Genomic DNA, 21,276 nt, shown 5'->3' with positions numbered 1-21,276 from the left:
GGACAGGACGGCGTAGCTTGGAAATGGCCTGCCGCCTGTACAGGAAAAGCACCGACAAGTATAGCAAGGTGGGGATTTTGGAGGTGAGGCGGACGTGGCCGACATGGGCATGGGTTCGACCGACACGTGCAGCAGCGGTGTCGCTGCACTGCACGCTGCTGCGCCGCGAGTCCTGCTCATCATTCCCTGCTTCAACGAGGAAGCCTCGATCGGCAGCCTGCTCTGCGAAATCGGGGCGATCGGCCGCGGCTACCACACCCTGGTCGTGGACGACGGCTCGTCGGACGCGACCTCCGCGGTGGCAAGCTGCCGCTCGCCCGTCGCCCGCCTGGCGCAGAATCTCGGCATCGGCGGTGCGGTGCAGACCGGCATCAAATATGCGGCGCGTCAGGATTTCGATTTCTGCATCCAGATCGACGGCGACGGACAACATGATCCGCGCGCCATCGAGACGCTGCTGAGCGCCTATCGCAAGCAGCCTGCCAACATCACCATCGGAAGCCGCTTCATCGAGCATGAAGGTTTCTGCTCGACGCGGATGCGGCGCGCCGGCATCAGGCTGATCGTGCTTGCGCTCAATGGTCTTTTCAGCGGCGGCCGCATCACCGATCCGACCAGCGGCATGCGGCTGATGGACCGCTCCGCCATCGCCTTCTTCGCCAAGGCGTATCCGGCGGATTTTCCGGAGCCGATCTCGCTGGCCTGGGCGATGCGCGCCGGCCTCACGGTGAGCGAGGTTCCGGTCGAGATGCGGGCGCGGGAGACCGGCGTCAGCTCGATCGACGGACTGAAGTCGGCGAGCTACATGGTCCGCGTGCTCGGCTATATCCTGCTCGCGCGTCTGGTGAGATCGCGATGACGCCGGTCGATCTCATCATCGCGTCGAACATGTCGAGGAGGCTGCCGTGACAAATGCCCTTCCGAGCCCGGAGACGGTCGTCGTCATCTCCGCCTTCGCGCTGATCTACATGCTGACGCTGCTGCGCAAGACGTTGCAGGGGAAATTCGATCTCTACGATTTCCTGATGCTGTCCATGGTGGCGATCATCCCCGCGGGCTTCACGCTGTTTCCGAGGCTCGCCTATCTCCTCAGCCATCTGACCGGCGTCGTGTTTCCGTTCGTCGTGATGTTCGGCGCCCTGTTCCTGGTGGTGTTCGCCTTCATGCACAACATGACGGCGCGGCTGCACCGGCTGGAGCGGCAGAACTGTGCGCTGATTCAGGAGCAGAGCCTGCTGGCGCTGGAGCTGAAGGCGAAGGAAAGCAGTCAGGCCAGCGGTTGAAGTCGGCTATCGCCATTTCGCGGTCGGCGGCTTGCTATCAAGCACTTCCGCGATGCGCAGCCGCGTGCCGTGCGTGGTGCCCTCGGGCAGCGAACTGACGGCGAAGAAGCCGCATTCGACGATCTCGTGATTGGGTGCGGGCAGGCGATCCTGTTTGAACTGCCTGACGACGTAGACCGCGACGTGATCGCGGCGGGAGACATGGCTGTTGAGGAAGATGCCATGCAGCACCGCGTCTGCGGTGAGGTCGATGTTCCCCTCCTCCTTGAGCTCGCGCCGCATCGCCTGCTCCATGGTCTCGCCGAGATCGACGCCGCCACCGGGCAGATACCAGCCGGTGATGTAGCTGTGCCTGACCAGGAACACCTTGTTCTCGGCATCCAGCACGACGGCGCGGACGCCGAGGGTCATGCCGCGCACCAGCAGGAACCAGGCGTGGAAGATCCGCCGCAGCAGCGGTTCGAATTTTCGTCGGACGCGGCTCAGACGATCCCCCATCAGGCTCCCTTGAGGCCTCTCTTCAGGCTTGGCTTGCGCAGTCCGCGCGACCTTGCCATTACAGCGGAGCAATAGCGAGGCAATCGCGCGTCATGACTCACAACACGCTGGCCCCCTTCACGCTCGCCCATCTGTCCGACCCGCATCTGCCGCCGTTGCCGAAGCCACGGCTGATCGAACTCGCGGGCAAGCGCGCGCTCGGCTATATCAACTGGACGCGCAACCGCCACAAGTACCAGCGTCGCGACGTGCTCGACGCACTCGTTGCCGACGTCCATACGCAGACGCCCGACCACATCGCGGTGACGGGCGATCTCGTCAACCTCGCGCTGGAGGCGGAATTCGCTCCTGCCCGGGCGTGGCTCGACGGCGTCGGTCCGCCCGACCGTGTCACCACGATTCCCGGCAATCACGACGCCTATGTCCGCGCCACCGCGCATCGCTTCGGCGAGACCTTTGCGCCCTATCTTGCGGGTGACGACGGCAGCATCGGCTTTCCCAGCGTGCGCCGGCGCGGGCCGCTGGCGCTGATCAGCCTGTCCACGGCGGTGCCGACCTTGCCGCTGATGGCGACGGGGACGCTCGGCCGCGATCAGCTCGCCTCCCTCGAACAGGTCCTCGAACGGCTCGCGGCCGAGGACGTCTTTCGCGTGCTGCTGGTGCATCATCCGCTGAAGTCCCACGCGCGCCTGAAGCGGATGACGGATGCGGCCGATCTTCTGGCGCTGTTGAGGCGACACGGCGTCGAGCTGATCCTGCACGGGCACGACCACATTCATTCGACGATGTGGTTCGATGGTCCCAACGGCAACATTCCCGCGATCGGCGTGCCCTCGGCCTCGGCGATCGCGCACGGGCGCACCCCCGCGGCGGCGTATAATCTGTTCACGATCGAGAAGGACAATGCCGGCTGGCGCTGCGAGCAAACGGTGCGGAGTCTTGGGGCGGGATTTCAGATCGGGCAGATCAAGCATGTGAGGTTGGTTTAGGCTCAGGCCGTCATTGCGAGCGCAGCGAAGCAACCGTCACCAGCTCCGCAGAGCCGCCACCACGGCAAGACCGAACAGCGCCGCCGCACCTAGCACAAACCCGAACACGAACGGCCAGAACCGCGAGCGGCGCGGTGGCGGCGTGACCTCGGGTTTCGGCTCGGGCAAAACCACCATCGCGTGCTCACGCTCGATCATGCGGCGCGCGACGTAGTCGGTCACGGCCTCGACGATCACCGAGGTGTCGTGCGATTCGGCGAGCACGATGCGGCCGAAGCGGGTGTCCTGGACGAAGCGGTACAGCCGCTTGTCGCGCCCCATCATGATGTGGGCGACGACATCGATCCAAAGCCTCGGCGTATCGCCCTGGCTGATGCCGCGGTCGAACAGGTCGATCTGGTCGGGCACCTGCGCGAACAGCGGATCGAGTGCATCATTGAGGATCTCCAGCCGGGCGACCTCGGCGTCGCGCAAATCGACGACCACGCCAGTCCGGTCGGCGGCCTCGATCCGGGCGCGCAGCAGCGCGTCGCGCAGCCGCACCGGGCGCGGGTGGCTGGGATTGATCCCGCTGGTCTCGGGCTCTGACATGGTCGGCCTCGTCCTCAATTCCTGAAATTAACCTATCAGCAACCACCACCTCCGCAAAGGGCCTACAATTCCAGATACTTACAGCGCCTACAGGGCGTTGACCTGTGCCAAAAACAGACGATCCCACCCGGCTTGCGCCGGATGGGACCCTCCGTCCTTGGACGTCTTCTTAGCTTTGTCAGGCAGCCGTCAGGCCGAGACGCGCGACGGCTCTTCCACGATCGAGAAGCGGACACCGGCCTTGTGGCGGTTCTCTTCCGAGACCGAGCGCCAGGCATCTTCGGCTTCCTTGCGGGTCTTGAACGGACCTTGCACCTGGGCCGAGCCTTCCACCAGCTTGTGGAAGTTCATCGAGCCGAACTCGCCGCCGATCACCCAGAAATTGCTGTTGGTCATTTTCAGTCTCCTGTCGAACTGCGTTAGCCGAACTGGTTCATCGTGTTGTGGGTGCCGCCCGCCTTCAGGGCAGCCTCGCCCGCGAAGTATTCCTTATGCTCGTCGCCGATGTCGGACCCCGCCATGTTCTGATGCTTGGCACAGGCGATGCCCTGACGGATCTCGGCGCGCTGAACATTCTTCACGTAGCCCAGCATGCCCTGCTCGCCGAAATACTCCTTCGCGAGATTGTCGGTCGACAGCGCGGCCGTGTGATAGGTCGGCAACGTGATCAGGTGGTGGAAGATGCCGGCGCGCTTGGCCGAATCCGCCTGGAAGGTCCGGATGCGCTCGTCGGCTTCGATGGCCAGCGGCGTCTCGTCGTATTCCTGCTTCATCAACTCGGCACGATTGTACTTGCTGACGTCCTTGCCCGCTTCCTTCATCGCGTCGTAGACCTGCCAACGGAAGTTGAGGGTCCAGTTGAACGACGGCGAGTTGTTGTAGGCGAGCTTCGCGTTCGGAATGACCTTGCGGATCCGATCGACCATCTTGGCGATCTGCTCGATATGCGGCTTCTCGGTTTCGATCCACAGCAGGTCGGCACCGTTCTGGAGCGAGGTGATGCTGTCGAGCACGCAGCGGTCTTCGCCAGTCCCGGGACGGAACTGGTAGAGATTGCTGGGCAGCCGCTTCGGACGCATCATCTTGCCGTGGCGGTTGATGATGACGTCGCCGTTACGGGCGTTCTCCGGCGTGATTTCCTCACAATCGAGGAAGCTGTTGTACTGGTCGCCGATGTCACCGGGCTTGTGGCTGACTGCGATCTGCTGCGTAAGACCAGCGCCGAGCGAGTCGGTGCGGGTGACGACGACACCGTCTTCGATGCCGAGCTCGAGGAAGGCGTGGCGGCAGGCGCGGATCTTCGCCAGGAACACCTCGTGCGGCACGGTGACCTTGCCGTCCTGATGGCCGCACTGCTTCTCGTCCGAAACCTGGTTCTCGATCTGGAGCGCGCAGGCACCCGCTTCGATCATCTTCTTGGCGAGCAGGTAGGTCGCCTCGGCGTTGCCGAAGCCGGCATCGATGTCGGCGATGACGGGGACGACGTGGGTCTGGAAATTGTCGATCTTCTCGATCAGCTCCTTCTCACGGCTCTTGTCGCCTTCCTTGCGCGCCTTGTCGAGGTTGCGGAAGATGTCGTTCATCTCGCGCGAATCGGCCTGACGCAGGAAGGTGTAGAGCTCTTCGATCAGCGCCGGCACCGAGGTCTTCTCGTGCATCGACTGATCGGGCAGCGGTCCGAACTCGGAGCGCAGCGCCGCGATCATCCAGCCCGACAGGTACAGATAGCGGCGATCGGTCTTGCCGCCGAAATGCTTCTTGATCGAGATCAGCTTCTGCTGGGCGATGAAGCCGTGCCAGCAGCCCAGCGACTGCGTGTACTTGGTGGGGTCGGCATCATAGGCCGCCATGTCGGCACGCATCAGCGCCGCGGTGTAACGGGCGATGTCGAGGCCGGTCTTGAAGCGGTTCTGGAGGCGCATGCGCGCGACGGCCTCGGCCGACACCCCGTTCCAGGTCGGCTGCGTCTCGAGGAGCGCCTGGGCCGAGTCGACCTCGCTCTGGTACGACGCCGGACCCTGGAGGGTGTTGATGCCACGGGGCTGGTAATTCATGTGCCTGATCCTTCTCGATGACAACGAAGCGCTTGGCTTCGTCATCGACATTTTTGACAGTGCATCGCGAAATGCGTGTCAGGAGCTAAACGCGAGAAAGAGAAGTTCGTATAGATGGCTTGTATTTGAATGGTGATGTCATGTAACATCAGAACATGTAATAGATGTAATTTTGTAAATCTTGTAAAGTTATAGGTCAGCCAGACTGTCCTTGATGCCTCTGGAGACGTAAAGATGGCCGCCGAGTCCGGGAAGAAACTGTTCGTCGGCCCGCGCTTCCGAAGGATCCGGCAGCAATTGGGGCTGTCGCAGACCCAGATGGCCGAGGGGCTCGGGATCTCACCCAGCTACGTCAACCTGATCGAGCGCAATCAGCGCCCGGTGACGGCGCAGATCCTGCTGCGGCTGGCAGAGACCTACGACCTCGATCTGCGCGACCTCGCCACCGCCGACGAGGACCGCTTCTTCGCCGAGCTCAACGAGATCTTCTCCGATCCGCTGTTCCGCCAGATCGACGTGCCCAAGCAGGAGCTGCGCGACCTCGCCGAACTCTGCCCCGGCGTCACCCATGCGCTGCAACGGCTCTATGCCGCCTATGCCGAGGCGCGCCAGGGCGAGACGCTGGCCGCCGCGCAAATGGCCGACCGCGACGTCGGCACCCGCTATGAGGCCAATCCGGTCGAGCGCGTGCGCGAGCTGATCGAGGCCAACCGCAACTATTTTCCGGAACTCGAGCAGGCCGCGGAGACGCTACGCGACGAACTGAATGTGCCGCCCGAAGAGCTTTACGCAGCGCTCGCCGCGCGCCTGCGCGAAAAGCATTCGATCCAGACCCGCATCATACCGGTTGATGTGATGCGCGAGACGCTCAGGCGCTTCGACCGCCACCGCCGCCAGTTGCTGATCTCGGAGCTGGTCGACCCGGCAGGCCGCGCGTTCCAGCTCGCCTTCCAGCTGGGGCTCGGCGAATGCGCGCAGCATCTCGAGACCATCATCAGCCGCGCCGGTCCGCTCGATGACGCGCCGAGGCGGCTGTTCCGCATTACGCTCGCCAATTACTTTGCTGCTAGCGTGATGATGCCTTATCCGACGTTCCTCGCCGCGGCCGAAGCCCTCAACTACGACATCCATTTGCTGGCGCAGCGCTTCAATTCCGGCTTCGAGCAGGTCTGCCACCGCCTCACCACATTGCAACGACCGAACGCGCGCGGCATTCCGTTCTTCCTGCTGCGCGTCGACAATGCCGGCAATGTCTCGAAACGGTTTTCGTCCGGCACCTTCCCGTTCTCGAAGTTCGGCGGCACCTGTCCGCTATGGAACGTGCACTCGACCTTCGACACGCCGGACCGCCTGCTGAAGCAGGTGATCGAGCTGTCCGACGGCACGCGCTATTTCTCGATCGCGCAGATGGTGCGCCGTCCCGTCGCGCCGCATCCGCTGCCGCAGCCGCGCTTCGCCATCGGCCTCGGCTGCGAGATCCGCCACGCCGCGCGCCTCGTCTATGCCGCCGGTATGGATCTGGAAAAGGCCGAGGGCACGCCGATCGGCGTCAACTGCCGCCTCTGCGAGCGCGAAAACTGCGCCCAGCGCGCCGAGCCGCCAATCACGCGCACGCTGATTTTGGACGAGACGACGCGGCGGGTGAGTTCGTTCTCGTTTTCGAATGCGCGGGAGCTGTGAACATCGCCATTTGCACTGTCGCCCAGCGTATTACTCGGACGGCAAAGGAACTTTCGGTGTCTCATCGCCTTATCATCGTGGAGAGGCGGCGCGGTGTAGCCGCCGGTCTGGGACATGAAGAATTTTTCAAATGCGTCATTCGCTCCCGACGTGATAGCAGCCATGACCGCCGCCCTCGGCTCCGCGATTGCCACCTTGCCGGAGCCGGTACATGCGGGGCACATCGACACCCTGGCACAATCCATTCTGCGCACGGCGCAAACCGGGGAGCGCAACGAGATAGTGTTGCAGAGAATTGCGCTGATGGAGCTGAGCCTCGCGCCGCGAGAATGACCTGGTGATCCATCTGAGCTCAGGTGGGCATCGTTCAACTGCACCTAGCGGTCTCTCCTTGGTTAATACGGCGCTAATGTCCGTCCGCGATCTGCAACCAACGGTTAAGCACGCCTCAACATCGCAGCCTTAGTCTCGCCCCACTCACTTTTCGCAAACAACGGCAGCCTATCCTGCCGCGTGAAGTGACATCAGGGGGTTCATCATGCGCATTGCGTTGCTGCTGACCGCGACCATCGTCGGCGCGCTCTTTGCCAATCCATCCAATGCCGGACCGCTCGATGCGTCAGGCGAGGCCGCGCAAGCGTTGCCGCCGGGCTTCCAGAGCTACCGCGGCTACATGTTCGACATCTCCGAGAACCGCGACCGCAAGGATGTCGACAAGCTCACCGACAATCTGAAGAGCCAGATCGACGTGGTCGAGGCATCCGGCCTCTCTCCGCGCGTGCTGCGCTTCTTCCATACCGTTCCGATCGTCGCGAGCGAGCTCGCCTGTCTCGACGAGGGTGCTGCGACCGCGTGCTACGGCCGGGTGACGCCGGACATCCAGCGCACCGCTCCGCGGACGTTGACGTTTTGGGATCCCAACAAGCAGCGCTGGAGCAATCCGAACGCCGTCGACCTCGCGGTCGATTCGGGGCTCGGCGTGATCATGCTGCGCCCGGACATGATGCGCTACGAGAAGGAGGCCGTGCTGCTGCATGAGTTGCTGCACGCCTATCACGCGCGGCTGCTGCCGGACGGCTACGCCAACAAGGGCGTGATCACCTATTACGCCTATGCCAAGTCCAAGGATCTGTTGCCCAAGGAATCCTATGCGCTGAAGAATCCCATGGAATTCTTCGCCGTGACCGCCAGCATCTTCCTCGCCGGAAAGAGCGAATTCCACGACCCGAAGTCGCGCGAGGCGCTCAAGGAGAAGATGCCGGACTATTACAAATACCTGGTCGGCGTGTTCGGCTTCGACCCCGACCCGACAGCGTCGAGCGGCCCGGTTGCCTCGCTGAAATAAGGCGTCTGCGCCAGATCACTCTACAAGCCACTCTAAAAGCCCTCCCAAAAGCCGCGCGAAAATGCGCGGCTTTTTTGTTTTGGGGACCGGAAGCTGCGGATGACGCCCGGCCGGCAATTGCCAAGGTGGGGCCCGATCTGCATAGTCCCGCCGCATCGATATCGTTTTCAAGAGGATAGAAGAACATGGCGGACGCCGACCTGGATGTCGTGATCCGGCAACTGGCCAGACAGCTGCAGACGGGCCTGATGACCCGCGCCAAGGAGCGGCGGGACCGCTTCAGCGGCCTTGCGGCCAAGGCCAAGAGCAAGGAGACGGGCGACCGCTTCAAGATGTTGGCCAAGGCCACCCTGGAGCAGGCCAGCGCCGCCGCCAAGCGCCTGCAGATGTCCGCCGACAACGTCGCCGACAGCTACGCCCGCGCCATGCGCATCGTCGCCAGCGCGCCGGTCGCGGTGAAGGTGGAGAAAAAGGCGAAGGAGAAGCCGGTGAAGAAGGCTGCGAAGAAGGCAAAAGCCAAGAAAGCGAAGTAGTCGCGGCGCTTTCTTCCTTCTCCCCCTGCGGGAGAAGGTGGCGCGAAGCGCCGGATGAGGGGTTGCTTCAGCAAACTCAGGCCAGAGCTGCGCAAGATTTTCACCGCCGCGGCCCGGCACTCGTAAGCTCGGCGAGTTTTGCGCGCGCGGCTTCGCGCGTGCCGGCGTCCTTGCCGGCCGGCAGCGCCAGCGCGGCCTCGAAATCGGCGCGGGCATCGTCGGCCTGGCCGCGGGCAAGGAAGGTGAGGCCGCGGTCGAGGCGCGCCTGCGGATCGGACGGGTCGAGGCGGACCGCCGTGTTGTAGCTCAGGATGGCGCGATCGAGATCGCCGGTGGCGGCGAGCGCCAGACCACGCTGGTGATAGGGCGCGGCGAGCCTGGGATCATGCGCGATCGCCTCGTCATAGTCCTCGATGGCGAGCACGAGGTCGCCGTTCTGCCGGCGTGCGAGCGCGCGGTCGCGATAGAGCTGGGCGCGGTTGGGATTGAGGTGGATCGCCTCGTCGAAATCGACGATCGCCCGCCTGAAGTCGCCATGGCGCATCGCGATCCGCCCACGCCCTTCATAAGCAAAGGCGATCAGCGATCCCCGCAGCGGCGAGAAGCCGATCACGGCCGAGCAGACGTCGGGCTCGTCCTCGTCCCCGCAATTGACGACCGTGTGCGTGGACAGGCCAATGAGCACGCCGAGGACGATCAGCAATGGTACGGCAGTTTTGGTCATCTTCGACGGCGACCGGCGGAGGGCCGGCCACGCATCCCCTTTCGAAGGAAGTGTTGTGCTGACGTGTTAACACCGGCCGCGATGATCCTGTGTGCGCCAGGTCACAAAGGCGCAAATCCCTGCCGGTTCCATCAACCCCAAGGACCACGTGAAGGACCAGCAGAAGGACCTGGCGAAGGACCGCGTGACGACGAGCGGCCCCACGGGCCTTGCGGATAGTTCTCGTTGGCGCCGGCCGACGGCGGCGCCTGCGCGCCGAGCTCGGCTGCAAGCTGCTGGAGCGCCGCGATGCGGTTCTGCGTCGAGGGATGGGTCGTAAACAGATTGTCCACGCCGTGGCCCGACAGCGGATTGATGATGAACATGTGCGCGGTCGCGGGATTGCGCTCCGCCTCGAGGTTCGGGATCTGATGCGCGGCGCCCTCGATCTTCACCAGCGCCGAGGCCAGCCACATCGGCTGTCCCACGATGCGCGCGCCGAGATCGTCCGCCGCATATTCGCGGGTGCGGCTGATCGCCATCTGCACCAGCATGGCGCCGAGCGGAGCCAGGATCATCATCAGGATCGAGCCGACGATACCCGGGCCGTTGTTGTCGCGATTGCCGCCGAAGAACATGCCGAACTGGGCCAGCATGGAGATCGCACCCGCGATGGTCGCGGTAACAGTCATCAGCAGCGTGTCGTGATGCTTGATATGGGCGAGCTCGTGCGCGATCACGCCGGCGAGCTCCTCGCGGCTGAGCTGGTTCATCAGCCCGGTGGTGACGGCCACCGCGGCGTTCTCGGGGTTGCGGCCGGTCGCGAACGCGTTGGGCTGTGCCTCGTCCATCACGAACACGCGCGGCATCGGCAGGCCCGCGCGGCCCGCAAGCTCGGCCACGAGCCCAACCAGCTCCGGCGCGCTTCGGCGGTCGACCTCATGGGCGCCGTACATCGAGAGCACCGCGCGGTCGGAGTTCCAGTAGGTGAAGAGATTGGTCGCAGCCGCAATGACGAGCGCGATCATGGCGCCGGCGGCACCGCCGATCAGATAGCCCACGCCCATGAACAGGACGGTGAGGCCTGCGAGCAGCATTGCGGTCCGAAGATAGTTCATGGCCGTCTCCCGAGCCGGCCGCAGCCCCCGGGGCGTTATGGGCCGGCGCTGTTGAGGTAGGAATGACCCCCGCCTTGGTGCAAGGTTTCGGGGTGCGGCTCCGGGCCGCGGCTATTGACCCAGCCCGGGACACAAGGGCACGATCGAAGCCATGCATTTCGAAATTCTCGGCGAAATGACCGAGGTCGAAACCTTCGCCAGTGGCTCGGGCATCCGCGAGATCGCCCGGCTGCGACGAATCTATGGGCGAGGACGCTGGCGAAAGCGCAAGGGCATCGCTCGAGTGCGATTATCCGATGGCTCTACCCACCTCGCTGAGATACATTGGTATGAGGCTGCCGGGATCGGCCGCAAGGAATTCAAGATCAAGAGCCTGCTCTGACAAACATGACGAAATCGCGAAGCAAGCAACTGGTGATCTGCGTGAACAATGAGGGCTACGCGGCCTCTCTGGAGAAGCGCAAGATCTATGAGGCACTGCGCGATCCGGCGGCCGAGAAGCACGGCATGCTGCGGATCGTCGATGAGTCAGGCGAAGACTATCTTTATCCAAAGACATTGTTCCGCTCCATCGCATTGCCGCTCGCCACAAAGCGCGCCGTATTGGCGGCCTGACGCACATCCGCCCAGCACCAGAGATATCGATGCCGATGAACTGCCTTGGTTCTCGCCTTGCGCTCGCAATGATCGCGGTCGCCTTCGCCCTTCCCGCCTCCGCCCAGTTCGCACCGCCCCCCGCAAAGCCCGCCGCGCCCAAGGCCACAGCACCGTCGCCGCGCGCGGCGTCGTGCCATAACGGGGCGAGCTTCGATCGCTTCCTGGCCGACGTGAAACAACAGGCGGTGGCCGCCGGCGTGTCGCAACGGACCATGGCGGAGGCTTCGCCCTACCTCGTCTACGACCAGGGCATCGTCAATCGCGACCGCGGCCAGCGCGTGTTCGGGCAACTCTTCACTGAATTTGCGGGCCGCATGGCCGCGCCCTATCGGATGCAGAACGGCCAGCAGCACATCAAGCAACATGCGGCCGCATTCGCGCGCGCGGAAAAGGAATATGGCGTGCCGCCGGCGGTGATCGCTGCGTTCTGGGGGTTGGAGAGCGATTTCGGCGTCAACATGGGCAATCTGCCGACGCTGAAATCGTTGGTGTCGCTGGCCTATGACTGCCGGCGCTCGGAGATGTTCGTGAACGAGACCGTCGCGGCGCTCAAGATCATCGATCGCGGCGATCTCACGCCCGACGAAATGGTGGGCTCCTGGGCCGGCGAGCTCGGGCAGACCCAGTTCCTGCCCGTGCATTACGTCAACTACGCCGTCGACTATGACGGCGACGGACGGCGTGATCTGCTGCGCAGCGAGGACGACGTGATCGGCTCGACCGCGAACTACATCGCCAACGGCTTGAAGTGGCGGCGCGGCGAGCCGTGGCTAGAGGAGATCAAGGTCCCGCAAAACCTGCCATGGGACCAGACCGATCTCACGGTGCAGCTGCCGCGCTCGAAATGGGTGCAGCTTGGCGTCACCTATCCCGACGGTCGGCCGCTGCCGAACGACAATCTTGCTTCCTCCGTGCTGCTGCCGATGGGACGCTTCGGTCCGGCCTTCATGGCGTATGCGAATTTCGCGGCCTATACCGAGTGGAATAATTCGCTGATCTATTCGACCACCGCGGGTTATCTCGCCACCCGCATCGCGGGCGCCGCGCCGATGCGCAAGCCGGCCACGCCGGTCGCGCAGCTGCCGTTCAATGAGCTCAAGCAATTGCAGCAGCTCTTGGTCCAGGCCGGCTTCAATGTCGGCAAGGTCGACGGCGTACTGGGCCAGCAGAGCCGCGCCGCGGTCAAGGCGATGCAGATCAAGTATGGCCTGCCGGCGGATTCCTGGCCGACCGTCGAGCTGCTGACACGGATGCGCGGCGGCACGGCACAAGCGCAACCGGCGGGGACAGTGCGGTAGAATTTTCGCACTGCACAGGCCGCCCCCGCGATTGTATTTTTCCATGAGGTTCCCATGTGAGTGGCTCAGGTTTTCTCCTGAGATTCCCCACCATGAGAGCGAGCATCACATGTCCTTCTACGACGCCGTCGTACCCGCCTATCTGCAAATGCTGAACAGCCTGACCAGCCTGCTCACCAAGGCTGAGGCGCATTGCGCGGCCAAAAAGGTCGATCCCGCCGTCCTGCTCGGCTCCCGCCTCTTCCCGGACATGCTGCCGCTGTCGAAGCAGATCCAGCTGGTCAGCGATTTCGCCACCAAAGGTTGCGCGCGGCTGACACACAGCGAGGTGCCTTCGACGCCCGATACGGAAAAGACGTTTGAGGAGCTGAAGCAGCGGCTCGCCAAGACCATCGACTATGTCAAATCGTTCAAGCCCGAGCAGTTCGAGGGCGCCGATAGCAAGGACGTCACCTTCCCGGTGGGCCCGGACCGGACCATGACGCTCAAGGGCCAGCAGTTCTTCAGTGGGGCCTCGTTGCCGAACTTCTATTTCCACGCCACGACCGCTCACGGCATTCTGCGTCACAACGGCGTCGAGATCGGCAAGCGCGATTTCCTCGGTACGAACTGAGCTCGCGGGGCTGCGGCAGCGGAAATTCACTGCCGTGGCCTCCATTGCACATGAATTATGCTACGCGGTCCCCGCCGCGTAGCTCGCCTGCACTTTCCGTATGGCTCCTCCCTTGCGCTGATTGCCGCAATGCACAAGTGTTCCGGACCTCTCACCGCCTGGAAGCCTTCCCATGAGCCGTTCGACCAAATTGTTTGAGACCTATAAGCTCGGCCCGATCACGCTGGCCAACCGTTTCGTGATGGCGCCGCTGACGCGTAACCGCGCCGTTCCCGGCACATTCGTACCCGGCTCGCTCGCCGCCGATTACTACGCCCAGCGCGCCTCCGCAGGCCTGTTGATCACCGAAGCAAGCCAAGTCTCGCAGCAGGGCCAGGGTTACCAGGACACCCCAGGCATCTACACCAAGGACCAGGTCGCCGGCTGGCGCAAGGTCACCGATCAGGTGCATGAACGCGGCGGCAAGATCTTCATCCAGCTCTGGCATGTCGGCCGCATCTCGCATGTCGACCTCCAGGCGAATGGCGCAGCTCCGGTGGCGCCGAGCGCGATCCGCGCCAAGGGCAAGACGTTTGTGAACGGCGGTTTTGCCGACGTCTCCGAGCCCCGTGCGCTCGAGCTCTCCGAAATTCCAGGCATCATCGACGATTTCAAGCGCGCGACGAAGAATGCGCTCGAAGCCGGATTCGACGGCGTCGAGATCCACGGCGCCAACGGCTATCTGCTAGAGCAGTTTGCCAAGGACGGCACCAACAAGCGCACCGATGCCTATGGCGGCTCGATCGAGAACCGCGCGAAGCTGATGCTGGAAATCTCCAAGGCCGTCGTAGCTGAAGCCGGCGGCGACCGCACCGGTATCCGCATCTCGCCGGTGACGCCCGCCAACGACATCTCGGATTCGAACCCGCAGGCCCTGTACGACCATATCGTCGACGGCCTCAGCGCGCTGAAGCTCGTCTATCTCCATGTCGTCGAGGGCGCCACCGGCGGCCCGCGCGACATCGCCCCGTTCGACTATGCGGGCATCCGCAAGCGCTTTGCCGGCGCCTATGTTGCCAACAACGGCTACGATTTCGATCTCGCGACCAAGGTGCTGGATGCGAACGCGGCCGATCTCATCGCCTTCGGCAAGCCGTTCATCTCCAACCCCGATCTGGTCGAGCGCCTGAAGGCAGGTGCGACGCTCAACGACTGGGACAAGAACACGTTCTACGGCGGCGGCGCCAAGGGCTACACGGACTATCCGTCGCTCGCGGCTGCGAAGTAAGAACCGTCCACACGACGAATGTCATGCCCCGCGAAGGCGGGGCATCCAGTAACCACCGGCAGCGAGATTCGATCGAGAGGCCGCGGCGTACTGGATCGTCCGCCCCAGTGCGCAAGTGCGCACAAGGCGGACGATGACAGCGGAGAATGACGGCCCGCACGATGCCACAAACAGAAAGGCCGGGATCGCTCCCGGCCTTTTTCTTTGCGCGGACGCCGGGACGAGTCCGGCCATCGTAGTCGCCGGATTTGACCAGAATCAATGCCGAGACCGGAAATGACAGTACGCTGAGCAATCATCAAGGGGGCCTCATCATGCTCATTCAGCTGGACGATTTCCGCATCAAGGGGGACAGTTTTGATCTCACCAAGAGTGAAAACATCATACGGATTGCCTGCGGCGCGTTCTTCCTTCCACACGTGGCAGGCAAGTTCGTCGGCGCGGGACTGAACCCCGCGATCGTAGGTTTTTTCTCTCACGCCGGATTCCATCCCGCCGAGGCATGGGTTGTTCTCGCGGCTGCGGCCGAGGCAGCAACCGCGATCGCCTTGATCCTCGGAATCTGTACGCGCTTCGCCGCGCTCGGCGCCGTCGCTCTGATGGCAATGGCAGTTTATTCGCTGCAGGTCGTCAAGGGATTCGGCTGGACCTGGAACACGGGCGGCTACGAATATCCGGTGTTTTGGGGCATCACGGCCCTCGCTGTCGCCGTCAACGCCTGGAAGGCCTATCTGAAGTCTGCGCCGGCGACTGGGTTTGCACCTGCCGCGCTCAGGCCGACGGCCGGATGAGCGCTCCAGAGGGAACAAAGCAAAAGGTCGGGATCGCTCCCGGCTTTTTTGTTGCCCCGCCCGCGTCTCAGGCGGCGTAGCGGTTGAACTTCGATTTCGAGATCGAGGTGGCCGCGACGTGGACGTGCTGCGCCAATTCGGCTTCGGCACGCTCCTTCGTCCAGCGCGTCGTCGGCACCGAGATGTTGATCGCGGCAACGGCACGGCCGTGCTCGTCGATGATGGGAGCGGCGACCGAAATGTCGCCCATCACGGTCTCATTCATGATGACGGCGTAGCCGCGTTGGGCGGCGACGTGCACACGCTCTAGCAGCGCCTTCGGGTCGGTCACCGTGAAGGGCGTCAGCGGCGTTCGCGGCGTCCGCTTCAAAAGATCGAGCCGCTCCTCCTCGGGCAGCGCTGACAGCATCGCGGTGCCCGACGCCGTGAAGAAGGTCGGCAACCGGCTGCCGATCACGATGTCGATGTTGATGAGATGGGCGCCCGGAAAGCGCGCCACGAAGACGACCTCGTGGCCATCCAGCTCGTGCAGATTGGTCGTCTCCCCGAGATTGCGGCTGATCTCGAGCAGGTAGGGCGAGGCCCGGTCGATCAAATCGTTGGCCTTGAGATAGCTGTGCGAGAACTGGAGCACTTTCGAGGTGAGGCCGTAATTGCGCGTGCCCTCGATCCGCTTGAGATAGCCGAGCGTCTCCAGGGTGTAGACCAGGCGCTGGGTGGCGCTGCGGTCGAGATCCGCGGCGCGAGCGATGTCGGCCAGCGTCATGTAGCGCTGCGGCCCGTCGAAGGCATGCAGCACCTGGAACGCCTTCTCGGTCGAGCCGACGAACAGGGACGAGCGCTGTTCGGCGCCCTTCTCGGTCACCTTGGCGCCGCTCTTCCCCGCGGCCTTCACGGTGCGGATAGTCCCGTCCCGGCTGCTACGCGCCATGCTGCCATCCTCTCAAGCAAGCCCTTCCGAGATCGCCAGCTGCCGGCCGAGCTCGGCGCGGAGCGACGCGACCAACGCCGGTGCCGGCTGGACCAGCGGCGCGAGCATACGCGGCGCCTCGACGCCGACGAGATCCATCACGGCTTTCATCGGTCCCGGATTGGTTTCGGCGAATGCCATGTTCATCAGCGGGATCAGCCGGCGATGAAGGCTGAGGGCTTCTGCGGTCTTGCCGGCCGTCGCAGTCTCGTAGATCTGGCGCCAGGCGCGCGGCAACAGGCACGCCGTGACGATGATGCCGCCCTTCGCGCCCGCCGCCAGATGCAGCGGAAACAGGCTGTCCTCGCCGCTCAAGACTGCAAAGCTCTCGTCGACGCCGGCCACGACCTGGAGGAAATGATACATGTCGAGGTTACAGGCCTTCATGCCGATGATGTTGGGATGCCTGGAAAGCTCATGCAGGATCTTGGGCTCGATCGCGATCCGGGTGCGATAGGGAATTTCGTAGATCAGGATGGGCACGGGCGAGGCATCGGCATAGCGCAGGAAATAGTCGCGGACGCCCGCCTGAGTCGGGTTGGTGTAGTATGGCGTAAGCACGAGCAGGCCGTCCACGCCTTCGGCTGCGAATTCACGGCCGGCCTGGAGGGCATCGTGGAAGCCGGTGTCGAGCACGCCGGCAATGACCGGGCCCTTGCCCGCCATGGCCTTCACAGACAGGCCGGCCATCTTGATGCGCTCGGCGCGCGCCAGCGCACCATATTCGCCGGTGCCGCCGAGCGGCACCACGCCGTCGATGCCCTGCTTGTTGAGCCAGGTGAACATGGCCGAGACCGCGCCGGCGTCGATGGTGTCGTCGGCCTTGACCGGGGTGGGAATGGCCGGGAACAGGCCGCGGAGGCGATTGGCAGTGAGCATGATTTGAGAACCTCTGGTTGGGAAGCGGGACGGCTATCTCGCGGCCGCACGCCGGCGCAGGCGTTCGGCGACGAAGATCAGCAACCCCATGAAAACGAACAGGCAGGTCGAGACGGCGGCGATCGCGGGCGAGACCTGAAGCGTCACCTCGTCCCAGAACTGCTTTGGCAGCGTCGCGTTGAGGCCACCGGTCGCAAACAGCGCGATGGTCAGCTCGTCGAACGAGGTTGCGAAAGCGAACAGGAACGACGACATCATGCCGGCGCCGAGGATCGGGAAGGTGACGTAGCGCAGCGTCGCGATCGGGCCCGCGCCGAGGCTCTGCGCGGCATGGTCGAGCCGCGTGTCGTAATTGCGCAGCACAGCCATCATGGTCATCACAACATAGGGCACGGCAACGACGGTGTGTCCGAGAACGAGGCCGACGGCGCTGCCGACTAGGCCCATCTGCGCGAAGACGTAGAACAGACCGACCGCGATGATCATGCGCGGCACGACGATCGGCGACAGGATGAAGGCGAGCCACGCCGCCTTGCCGCGGATGTCGCTGCGCACCAGCAGGAACGCGGCTGGCGTGCCGATCAGCATGGCCAGCAGCCCGGTGCCGATTCCGACCAGCAGCGAGCGCAGCATGGCCTGGGTCCAGACCGGCGAATTCAGCACCGTCTCATACCAATGCAGGGTAAAGCCCTGCGGCGGCCAGTTGAGGCCGCCAGTGCCGAACGACAGCGGAATCATCAGGATCGTCGGCGCGCTGATGATCAGCAGCATGGTCCAGACGAAGGCCTGCAAACCCATGCCGGCCTGATCAGGATTGCGGTCGCGACGGCGTGACGGCAGCAGCAGAATGATGCGGTCGGAGATCGCGCCGAGCAGCGTGAGCAGCGCATCGCCGGCCTTCGTGAACGGGCCCGACAAACGCGACGGCGCAGCGTTCCGCGGTGCGGATGCGCCGGTCATGGTCGACAGGCCGAGCAGCCGGTCATAGGCGGCAAACACGACGAGCACGACGACCAGCAGCAGCACCGAGATCGCACCGGCAAAACCCCAGTTCATGGTCTGCTGGACTTGGTCGATGATGAGCTGCGTGATCATGGTCTCGCGGCGTCCGCCGAGCAGCGCCGGCACGATGAAGAAGCCGATCGCGGTGACGAACACCATGATCCCCGCAGCAGTGACGCCGGGCAGCGACAGCGGAAAATAGATCTTCCAGAACGCCATGCCCGGCCGCGCCCCGAGCGTGGCGGCCGCGCGCGGCAAGGTGCGGTCGATGTTTTCCATCACCGAGAGCATGGTCAGCACGGCGAGCGGGAGCAGCGCATTCACCATGCCGACGAGGACGCTGCCGAAATTGTAGAGCAGGCTCGCCGGGCTCGAGATGATGCCGAGCGAGATCAGCAGCTTGTTGATGACGCCGTTGCGCCCCAACAGCACGATCCAGGCAAAGGCGCGGACCAGGAAGCTGGTCCAGAACGACAACAGCACCCAGAACAGCAGCGTCGCCTTGCGCTCCTTGCCGACGACCGAAATCAGATAGGCGATCGGATAGCCCGCGACGACGCAGACCAGCGTGGTCGCCAGCGATATCTTCAGCGTGATCAGGAGAACGTCGAGATAGACCGACGAGGCAAAGAGCTGGCGATATGGCGCGAGCGTGAAGCCATTGTCGCCGTAGACACTGAGCAGCAGCAACTGGCCGACAGGATAGACCAGGAACAGCACGAGCAGCAGCACCAGCGGTGCGCCCATCGCAGCCCGCGTCCAGGCCAGCCTTCGCGATGTCGCACGCATGCCGGCCAAGCTCAGATCCCCCCGTCGTGGATCGCGACAGCGTCCGCCGCATGCCATCCGAGCGACAGACGCTGGCCGATCTCGTAGGGCGCCGAGCCGCTGCGGGTCGGATGCGCGGCAACGAGTTGCGGCAGGCCCACAGTCTCCGGCGCAATGTAAAGCCGCGTCAGGCTGCCGCTGATCATCACGTCCGTGATCCGGCCGGACAGCTGGCCGCCGCCCGCCTCGGCCACCACGAGGTTCTGCGGGCGCACCATGACCTTGATCGGCTCGCCGGCGGCGAAACGGGAGCCGTTGCCGACCGCGCGCGAGGCCGCGGCCTGCTCGGTCAGGACGATGTCGAGCCCCTCGCCGTCGACGCGACGCACAATGGCGCTGAGCAGATTGGACTCGCCGAGAAAGTCGGCGACGAACACCGAGCGCGGCCGGAAGTAGAGATCCTGCGGCGTGCCGAGCTGCTCGATCGCGCCCGCGTTCATCAGGCAGATGCGATCCGACATGGTCATCGCCTCTTCCTGGTCGTGGGTCACGTAGACAATCGTGGTGCCGAGCTCGCGATGGATGCGCTTGATCTCGAGCTGCATCTGGTCGCGCAGCTTCTTGTCGAGCGCGCCGAGCGGCTCGTCCATCAGGATGATCGCCGGGCGGTAGACGATGCAGCGCGCCAGCGCGATGCGCTGCTGCTGGCCGCCGGACAATTCGCGCGGGTAGCGCTTTGCAACGTGCGGCAGGTGCACCGTCTCCAGCGCCTCGGCGGTGCGCCGGCGCGCTTCCGCGTCGGCCACCTTCCGCATCTTCAACGGAAACGCGATGTTGTCCTCGATCGTCATGTGAGGAAACAGCGCGTAGTTCTGAAACACGACGCCGATGTCGCGCGCATAGGCCGGGCTATGCGTGACATCGGTGTCGTCGATCAGGATCCGCCCCTCGTCGGGATGGGCGAGGCCCGCGATCAGGCTGAGCATCGTCGTCTTGCCAGATCCCGACGGGCCAAGCAGGGTGAGAAACTCCCCCTTGGCGACGTCGAGGCTGGTCGGCGCCAGCGCGACGAAGTCGCCGTAGCGCTTGCACAGCTCGTGAATGCGCAGACTCGACGAGACCATGGGCCGCTCCGATCGGTTTGATCCGGTCAAGCCAGGATCCAGCTGTTGAAGCGCTCAATGACGGCGGCCTGGTTGTTGTACCAGAACTTCGCATCGATCTTCAGCCCGGCCTTGATGTTGTCAGGATAGCTCGGACAATTTTTGGCAACCTCCGGCTTGATGTAGTTGAAGGCCTCCGGCTGGGTGAGACCGGCCGGGAAATATTCGACGAGCGCCGCCTGCCGCTTCGGATCGGAGGCGAACTTGATGAACTCGCGACAGGCATCCGCATTCGGCGTGCCGGCGAGGATCGACCAATTGTCGGCGCCCCAGACCCCCTGGTTCCAGACGATCTCGACGGGCGCTCCGGCCGCCTGCGCAGACTGTGCGCGCGACACCCAGGTCGGAAGCAGGTCGATCTCGCCCGAGGTCAGCATCTGCTCGACCTGCGCGCCGCTGGTCCACCACACCGCGACCTGCGACTTGATCTTGTCGAGCGTGGCAAAGGCCTTGGCGAGATCGCAAGGGTAGACCTGCGCGCTCGGTGCGCCCGCGCCCATCAGCGCTTCCTCGATCGTGTCGAACGGGTGCTTGCGCACCGAGCGGCGTCCGGGGAAGTCGGCCACGTTCCAGAAATCGGCCCAGGACTGCGGTGCCTTGCGGCCCTTGAACGCATCGGTGCGATAGGCGAGCACGGTGGTGTAGATGTTGGTGGCGACGCCGTAAGCCGACGCATATTCGGCCGGAATCGACTTGATCACCGGCTCGGATTCGAGGCCGTGCTTCTCGAGATATTGCTTGCCGCCGGTGGTCAAGATCTCGATCGCGGGCCAGGAGATCTTGGCCATGTCCCAAGTGTAGTTCTTGGTGTCGACCATGGTCTTGATCTGGGCGACCGGCTCGGCATTGGCCTGCACGCCGACGACCTCGATCCCCGTCGCCTCGGTGAAAGGCCGGTAGTAAACGGCGCCATAAGCCTTGGTGTAGATGCCGCCATCGTCGCGCACGACGATGCGCTTGCCGGCGGCGCGGGACGGCGACCAGACAGAAGGTGCGGCGAGTGCGACGGCCCCGGCTCCTGCGCTGAGCAGAAGGCGGCGGCGGGAAGTGATAATCTTCGGTGCGTTGGTCATG

General features: G+C 64.1%; 24 protein-coding genes. 13 read left to right on the top strand and 11 right to left on the bottom strand.

The window, feature by feature from the left end; translation table 11 throughout:
* Positions 1–103 precede the first annotated feature (103 nt).
* Together BMW89_RS21580 and BMW89_RS21575 are read left to right on the top strand one after the other, a co-directional pair.
* Positions 104–859, top strand: a complete 756-nt coding sequence (locus BMW89_RS21580) for a glycosyltransferase family 2 protein (protein ID WP_244547660.1) — start codon at positions 104–106, stop codon at positions 857–859.
* A 46-nt stretch (positions 860–905) separates the two neighbouring features.
* Positions 906–1,283 carry a DUF2304 domain-containing protein gene (locus tag BMW89_RS21575; RefSeq protein ID WP_092029025.1) on the top strand — a complete coding sequence of 126 codons (378 nt, stop codon included), beginning with the start codon at positions 906–908 and terminating at the stop codon, positions 1,281–1,283.
* A gap of 6 nt (positions 1,284–1,289) precedes the next feature.
* Here BMW89_RS21575 and BMW89_RS21570 read toward each other — a convergent pair whose 3' ends face one another.
* On the bottom strand, positions 1,290–1,781 hold the full coding sequence (locus BMW89_RS21570; protein ID WP_092029024.1) for an NUDIX domain-containing protein: 492 nt from the start codon (positions 1,779–1,781) through the stop codon (positions 1,290–1,292).
* A gap of 107 nt (positions 1,782–1,888) precedes the next feature.
* On the opposite strand from BMW89_RS21570, the gene BMW89_RS21565 reads away from it, so the two are divergent.
* Positions 1,889–2,770, top strand: a complete 882-nt coding sequence (locus BMW89_RS21565; protein WP_092029320.1) for a metallophosphoesterase family protein — start codon at positions 1,889–1,891, stop codon at positions 2,768–2,770.
* A 36-nt stretch (positions 2,771–2,806) separates the two neighbouring features.
* On the opposite strand, the gene BMW89_RS21560 is transcribed toward BMW89_RS21565, so the two are convergent.
* From BMW89_RS21560 to BMW89_RS21550, 3 genes are all read right to left on the bottom strand, one after another.
* Entirely contained in the window at positions 2,807–3,361 is a 555-nt protein-coding gene (locus BMW89_RS21560) for a hypothetical protein (protein ID WP_177196229.1), read from the bottom strand.
* Positions 3,362–3,550: 189 nt separating this feature from the next.
* A complete protein-coding gene (locus BMW89_RS21555; RefSeq protein ID WP_007595122.1) occupies positions 3,551–3,757 on the bottom strand; it encodes a DUF4170 domain-containing protein in 207 nt (68 codons plus the stop codon).
* A 23-nt stretch (positions 3,758–3,780) separates the two neighbouring features.
* The gene (locus BMW89_RS21550; RefSeq protein ID WP_092029022.1) at positions 3,781–5,415 is read right to left on the bottom strand and encodes an isocitrate lyase; all 1,635 of its coding nucleotides are present in this window, start codon (positions 5,413–5,415) and stop codon (positions 3,781–3,783) included.
* Positions 5,416–5,649: 234 nt separating this feature from the next.
* Here BMW89_RS21550 and BMW89_RS21545 point away from each other — a divergent pair, with 234 nt between their 5' ends.
* From BMW89_RS21545 to BMW89_RS21530, 4 genes are all read left to right on the top strand, one after another.
* Positions 5,650–7,095 (top strand): helix-turn-helix domain-containing protein, encoded by a 1,446-nt coding sequence (locus BMW89_RS21545; RefSeq protein WP_092029021.1) that lies wholly within the window; start codon positions 5,650–5,652, stop codon positions 7,093–7,095.
* A 114-nt stretch (positions 7,096–7,209) separates the two neighbouring features.
* Positions 7,210–7,428, top strand: coding sequence for a hypothetical protein (locus BMW89_RS21540; RefSeq protein ID WP_092029020.1), 219 nt, complete (start codon positions 7,210–7,212; stop codon positions 7,426–7,428).
* A 205-nt stretch (positions 7,429–7,633) separates the two neighbouring features.
* The gene (locus tag BMW89_RS21535; protein ID WP_092029019.1) at positions 7,634–8,440 is read left to right on the top strand and encodes a hypothetical protein; all 807 of its coding nucleotides are present in this window, start codon (positions 7,634–7,636) and stop codon (positions 8,438–8,440) included.
* Positions 8,441–8,625: 185 nt separating this feature from the next.
* Positions 8,626–8,973: a hypothetical protein gene (locus BMW89_RS21530; RefSeq protein WP_092029018.1), complete on the top strand. Its 348-nt coding sequence runs from the start codon at positions 8,626–8,628 to the stop codon at positions 8,971–8,973.
* A gap of 100 nt (positions 8,974–9,073) precedes the next feature.
* On the opposite strand, the gene BMW89_RS21525 is transcribed toward BMW89_RS21530, so the two are convergent.
* Both BMW89_RS21525 and htpX read right to left on the bottom strand, forming a co-directional pair.
* A complete protein-coding gene (locus tag BMW89_RS21525; RefSeq protein WP_092029017.1) occupies positions 9,074–9,697 on the bottom strand; it encodes a tetratricopeptide repeat protein in 624 nt (207 codons plus the stop codon).
* Positions 9,698–9,828: 131 nt separating this feature from the next.
* Positions 9,829–10,794: a zinc metalloprotease HtpX gene (htpX, locus tag BMW89_RS21520; RefSeq protein ID WP_092029016.1), complete on the bottom strand. Its 966-nt coding sequence runs from the start codon at positions 10,792–10,794 to the stop codon at positions 9,829–9,831.
* A 151-nt stretch (positions 10,795–10,945) separates the two neighbouring features.
* Here htpX and BMW89_RS21515 point away from each other — a divergent pair, with 151 nt between their 5' ends.
* The 6 genes from BMW89_RS21515 to BMW89_RS21490 all read left to right on the top strand — a co-directional run bounded on the left by BMW89_RS21515 (position 10,946) and on the right by BMW89_RS21490 (position 15,420).
* Entirely contained in the window at positions 10,946–11,176 is a 231-nt protein-coding gene (locus BMW89_RS21515; protein WP_092029015.1) for a hypothetical protein, read from the top strand.
* 5 nt (positions 11,177–11,181) lie between these two features.
* A complete protein-coding gene (locus BMW89_RS21510) occupies positions 11,182–11,409 on the top strand; it encodes a hypothetical protein (protein ID WP_092029014.1) in 228 nt (75 codons plus the stop codon).
* 29 nt (positions 11,410–11,438) lie between these two features.
* Entirely contained in the window at positions 11,439–12,749 is a 1,311-nt protein-coding gene (locus tag BMW89_RS21505; protein ID WP_177196228.1) for a lytic murein transglycosylase, read from the top strand.
* Between the two features lie 109 nt (positions 12,750–12,858).
* Complete coding sequence (locus BMW89_RS21500; RefSeq protein ID WP_092029012.1) at positions 12,859–13,362, top strand: DUF1993 domain-containing protein; 504 nt, start codon at positions 12,859–12,861, stop codon at positions 13,360–13,362.
* A 172-nt stretch (positions 13,363–13,534) separates the two neighbouring features.
* The gene (locus BMW89_RS21495; RefSeq protein WP_092029011.1) at positions 13,535–14,629 is read left to right on the top strand and encodes an alkene reductase; all 1,095 of its coding nucleotides are present in this window, start codon (positions 13,535–13,537) and stop codon (positions 14,627–14,629) included.
* Between the two features lie 314 nt (positions 14,630–14,943).
* Complete coding sequence (locus tag BMW89_RS21490; protein ID WP_092029319.1) at positions 14,944–15,420, top strand: DoxX family protein; 477 nt, start codon at positions 14,944–14,946, stop codon at positions 15,418–15,420.
* A 67-nt stretch (positions 15,421–15,487) separates the two neighbouring features.
* Here BMW89_RS21490 and BMW89_RS21485 read toward each other — a convergent pair whose 3' ends face one another.
* From BMW89_RS21485 to BMW89_RS21465, 5 genes are read right to left on the bottom strand one after another with little or no spacing between them, the layout of a single operon-like run.
* Positions 15,488–16,351, bottom strand: coding sequence for an IclR family transcriptional regulator (locus tag BMW89_RS21485; RefSeq protein WP_092029010.1), 864 nt, complete (start codon positions 16,349–16,351; stop codon positions 15,488–15,490).
* A gap of 12 nt (positions 16,352–16,363) precedes the next feature.
* Complete coding sequence (gene dapA / locus BMW89_RS21480; RefSeq protein WP_092029009.1) at positions 16,364–17,269, bottom strand: 4-hydroxy-tetrahydrodipicolinate synthase; 906 nt, start codon at positions 17,267–17,269, stop codon at positions 16,364–16,366.
* Positions 17,270–17,302: 33 nt separating this feature from the next.
* The gene (locus BMW89_RS21475; protein WP_092029318.1) at positions 17,303–19,060 is read right to left on the bottom strand and encodes an ABC transporter permease subunit; all 1,758 of its coding nucleotides are present in this window, start codon (positions 19,058–19,060) and stop codon (positions 17,303–17,305) included.
* Positions 19,061–19,071: 11 nt separating this feature from the next.
* Complete coding sequence (locus BMW89_RS21470) at positions 19,072–20,163, bottom strand: ABC transporter ATP-binding protein (RefSeq protein WP_092029008.1); 1,092 nt, start codon at positions 20,161–20,163, stop codon at positions 19,072–19,074.
* Positions 20,164–20,189: 26 nt separating this feature from the next.
* Complete coding sequence (locus tag BMW89_RS21465; protein ID WP_092029007.1) at positions 20,190–21,275, bottom strand: ABC transporter substrate-binding protein; 1,086 nt, start codon at positions 21,273–21,275, stop codon at positions 20,190–20,192.
* Position 21,276 lies beyond the last annotated feature (1 nt).

The sequence above is a fragment of the Bradyrhizobium sp. OK095 genome, assembly GCF_900109945.1.
Taxonomy (GTDB): Bacteria; Pseudomonadota; Alphaproteobacteria; order Rhizobiales; family Xanthobacteraceae; genus Bradyrhizobium.
Note: the sequence above shows the minus strand (reverse complement) of the source record. Positions and strands in the feature narration are given on the sequence as shown.

Coding starts and splice junctions, on each gene's coding strand:
- BMW89_RS21490 (WP_092029319.1), top strand. CDS start 14,944: ATGCTCATTCAGCTGGACGATTTCCGCATCAAGGGGGACAGTTTTGAT.
- BMW89_RS21550 (WP_092029022.1), bottom strand. CDS start 5,415: ATGAATTACCAGCCCCGTGGCATCAACACCCTCCAGGGTCCGGCGTCG.
- BMW89_RS21500 (WP_092029012.1), top strand. CDS start 12,859: ATGTCCTTCTACGACGCCGTCGTACCCGCCTATCTGCAAATGCTGAAC.
- BMW89_RS21510 (WP_092029014.1), top strand. CDS start 11,182: ATGACGAAATCGCGAAGCAAGCAACTGGTGATCTGCGTGAACAATGAG.
- BMW89_RS21530 (WP_092029018.1), top strand. CDS start 8,626: ATGGCGGACGCCGACCTGGATGTCGTGATCCGGCAACTGGCCAGACAG.
- htpX (WP_092029016.1), bottom strand. CDS start 10,794: ATGAACTATCTTCGGACCGCAATGCTGCTCGCAGGCCTCACCGTCCTG.
- BMW89_RS21555 (WP_007595122.1), bottom strand. CDS start 3,757: ATGACCAACAGCAATTTCTGGGTGATCGGCGGCGAGTTCGGCTCGATG.
- dapA (WP_092029009.1), bottom strand. CDS start 17,269: ATGCTCACTGCCAATCGCCTCCGCGGCCTGTTCCCGGCCATTCCCACC.
- BMW89_RS21580 (WP_244547660.1), top strand. CDS start 104: ATGGGCATGGGTTCGACCGACACGTGCAGCAGCGGTGTCGCTGCACTG.
- BMW89_RS21570 (WP_092029024.1), bottom strand. CDS start 1,781: ATGGGGGATCGTCTGAGCCGCGTCCGACGAAAATTCGAACCGCTGCTG.
- BMW89_RS21485 (WP_092029010.1), bottom strand. CDS start 16,351: ATGGCGCGTAGCAGCCGGGACGGGACTATCCGCACCGTGAAGGCCGCG.
- BMW89_RS21475 (WP_092029318.1), bottom strand. CDS start 19,060: ATGCGTGCGACATCGCGAAGGCTGGCCTGGACGCGGGCTGCGATGGGC.
- BMW89_RS21505 (WP_177196228.1), top strand. CDS start 11,439: ATGCCGATGAACTGCCTTGGTTCTCGCCTTGCGCTCGCAATGATCGCG.
- BMW89_RS21470 (WP_092029008.1), bottom strand. CDS start 20,163: ATGGTCTCGTCGAGTCTGCGCATTCACGAGCTGTGCAAGCGCTACGGC.
- BMW89_RS21525 (WP_092029017.1), bottom strand. CDS start 9,697: ATGACCAAAACTGCCGTACCATTGCTGATCGTCCTCGGCGTGCTCATT.
- BMW89_RS21495 (WP_092029011.1), top strand. CDS start 13,535: ATGAGCCGTTCGACCAAATTGTTTGAGACCTATAAGCTCGGCCCGATC.
- BMW89_RS21540 (WP_092029020.1), top strand. CDS start 7,210: ATGAAGAATTTTTCAAATGCGTCATTCGCTCCCGACGTGATAGCAGCC.
- BMW89_RS21560 (WP_177196229.1), bottom strand. CDS start 3,361: ATGTCAGAGCCCGAGACCAGCGGGATCAATCCCAGCCACCCGCGCCCG.
- BMW89_RS21465 (WP_092029007.1), bottom strand. CDS start 21,275: ATGACCAACGCACCGAAGATTATCACTTCCCGCCGCCGCCTTCTGCTC.
- BMW89_RS21545 (WP_092029021.1), top strand. CDS start 5,650: ATGGCCGCCGAGTCCGGGAAGAAACTGTTCGTCGGCCCGCGCTTCCGA.
- BMW89_RS21515 (WP_092029015.1), top strand. CDS start 10,946: ATGCATTTCGAAATTCTCGGCGAAATGACCGAGGTCGAAACCTTCGCC.
- BMW89_RS21535 (WP_092029019.1), top strand. CDS start 7,634: ATGCGCATTGCGTTGCTGCTGACCGCGACCATCGTCGGCGCGCTCTTT.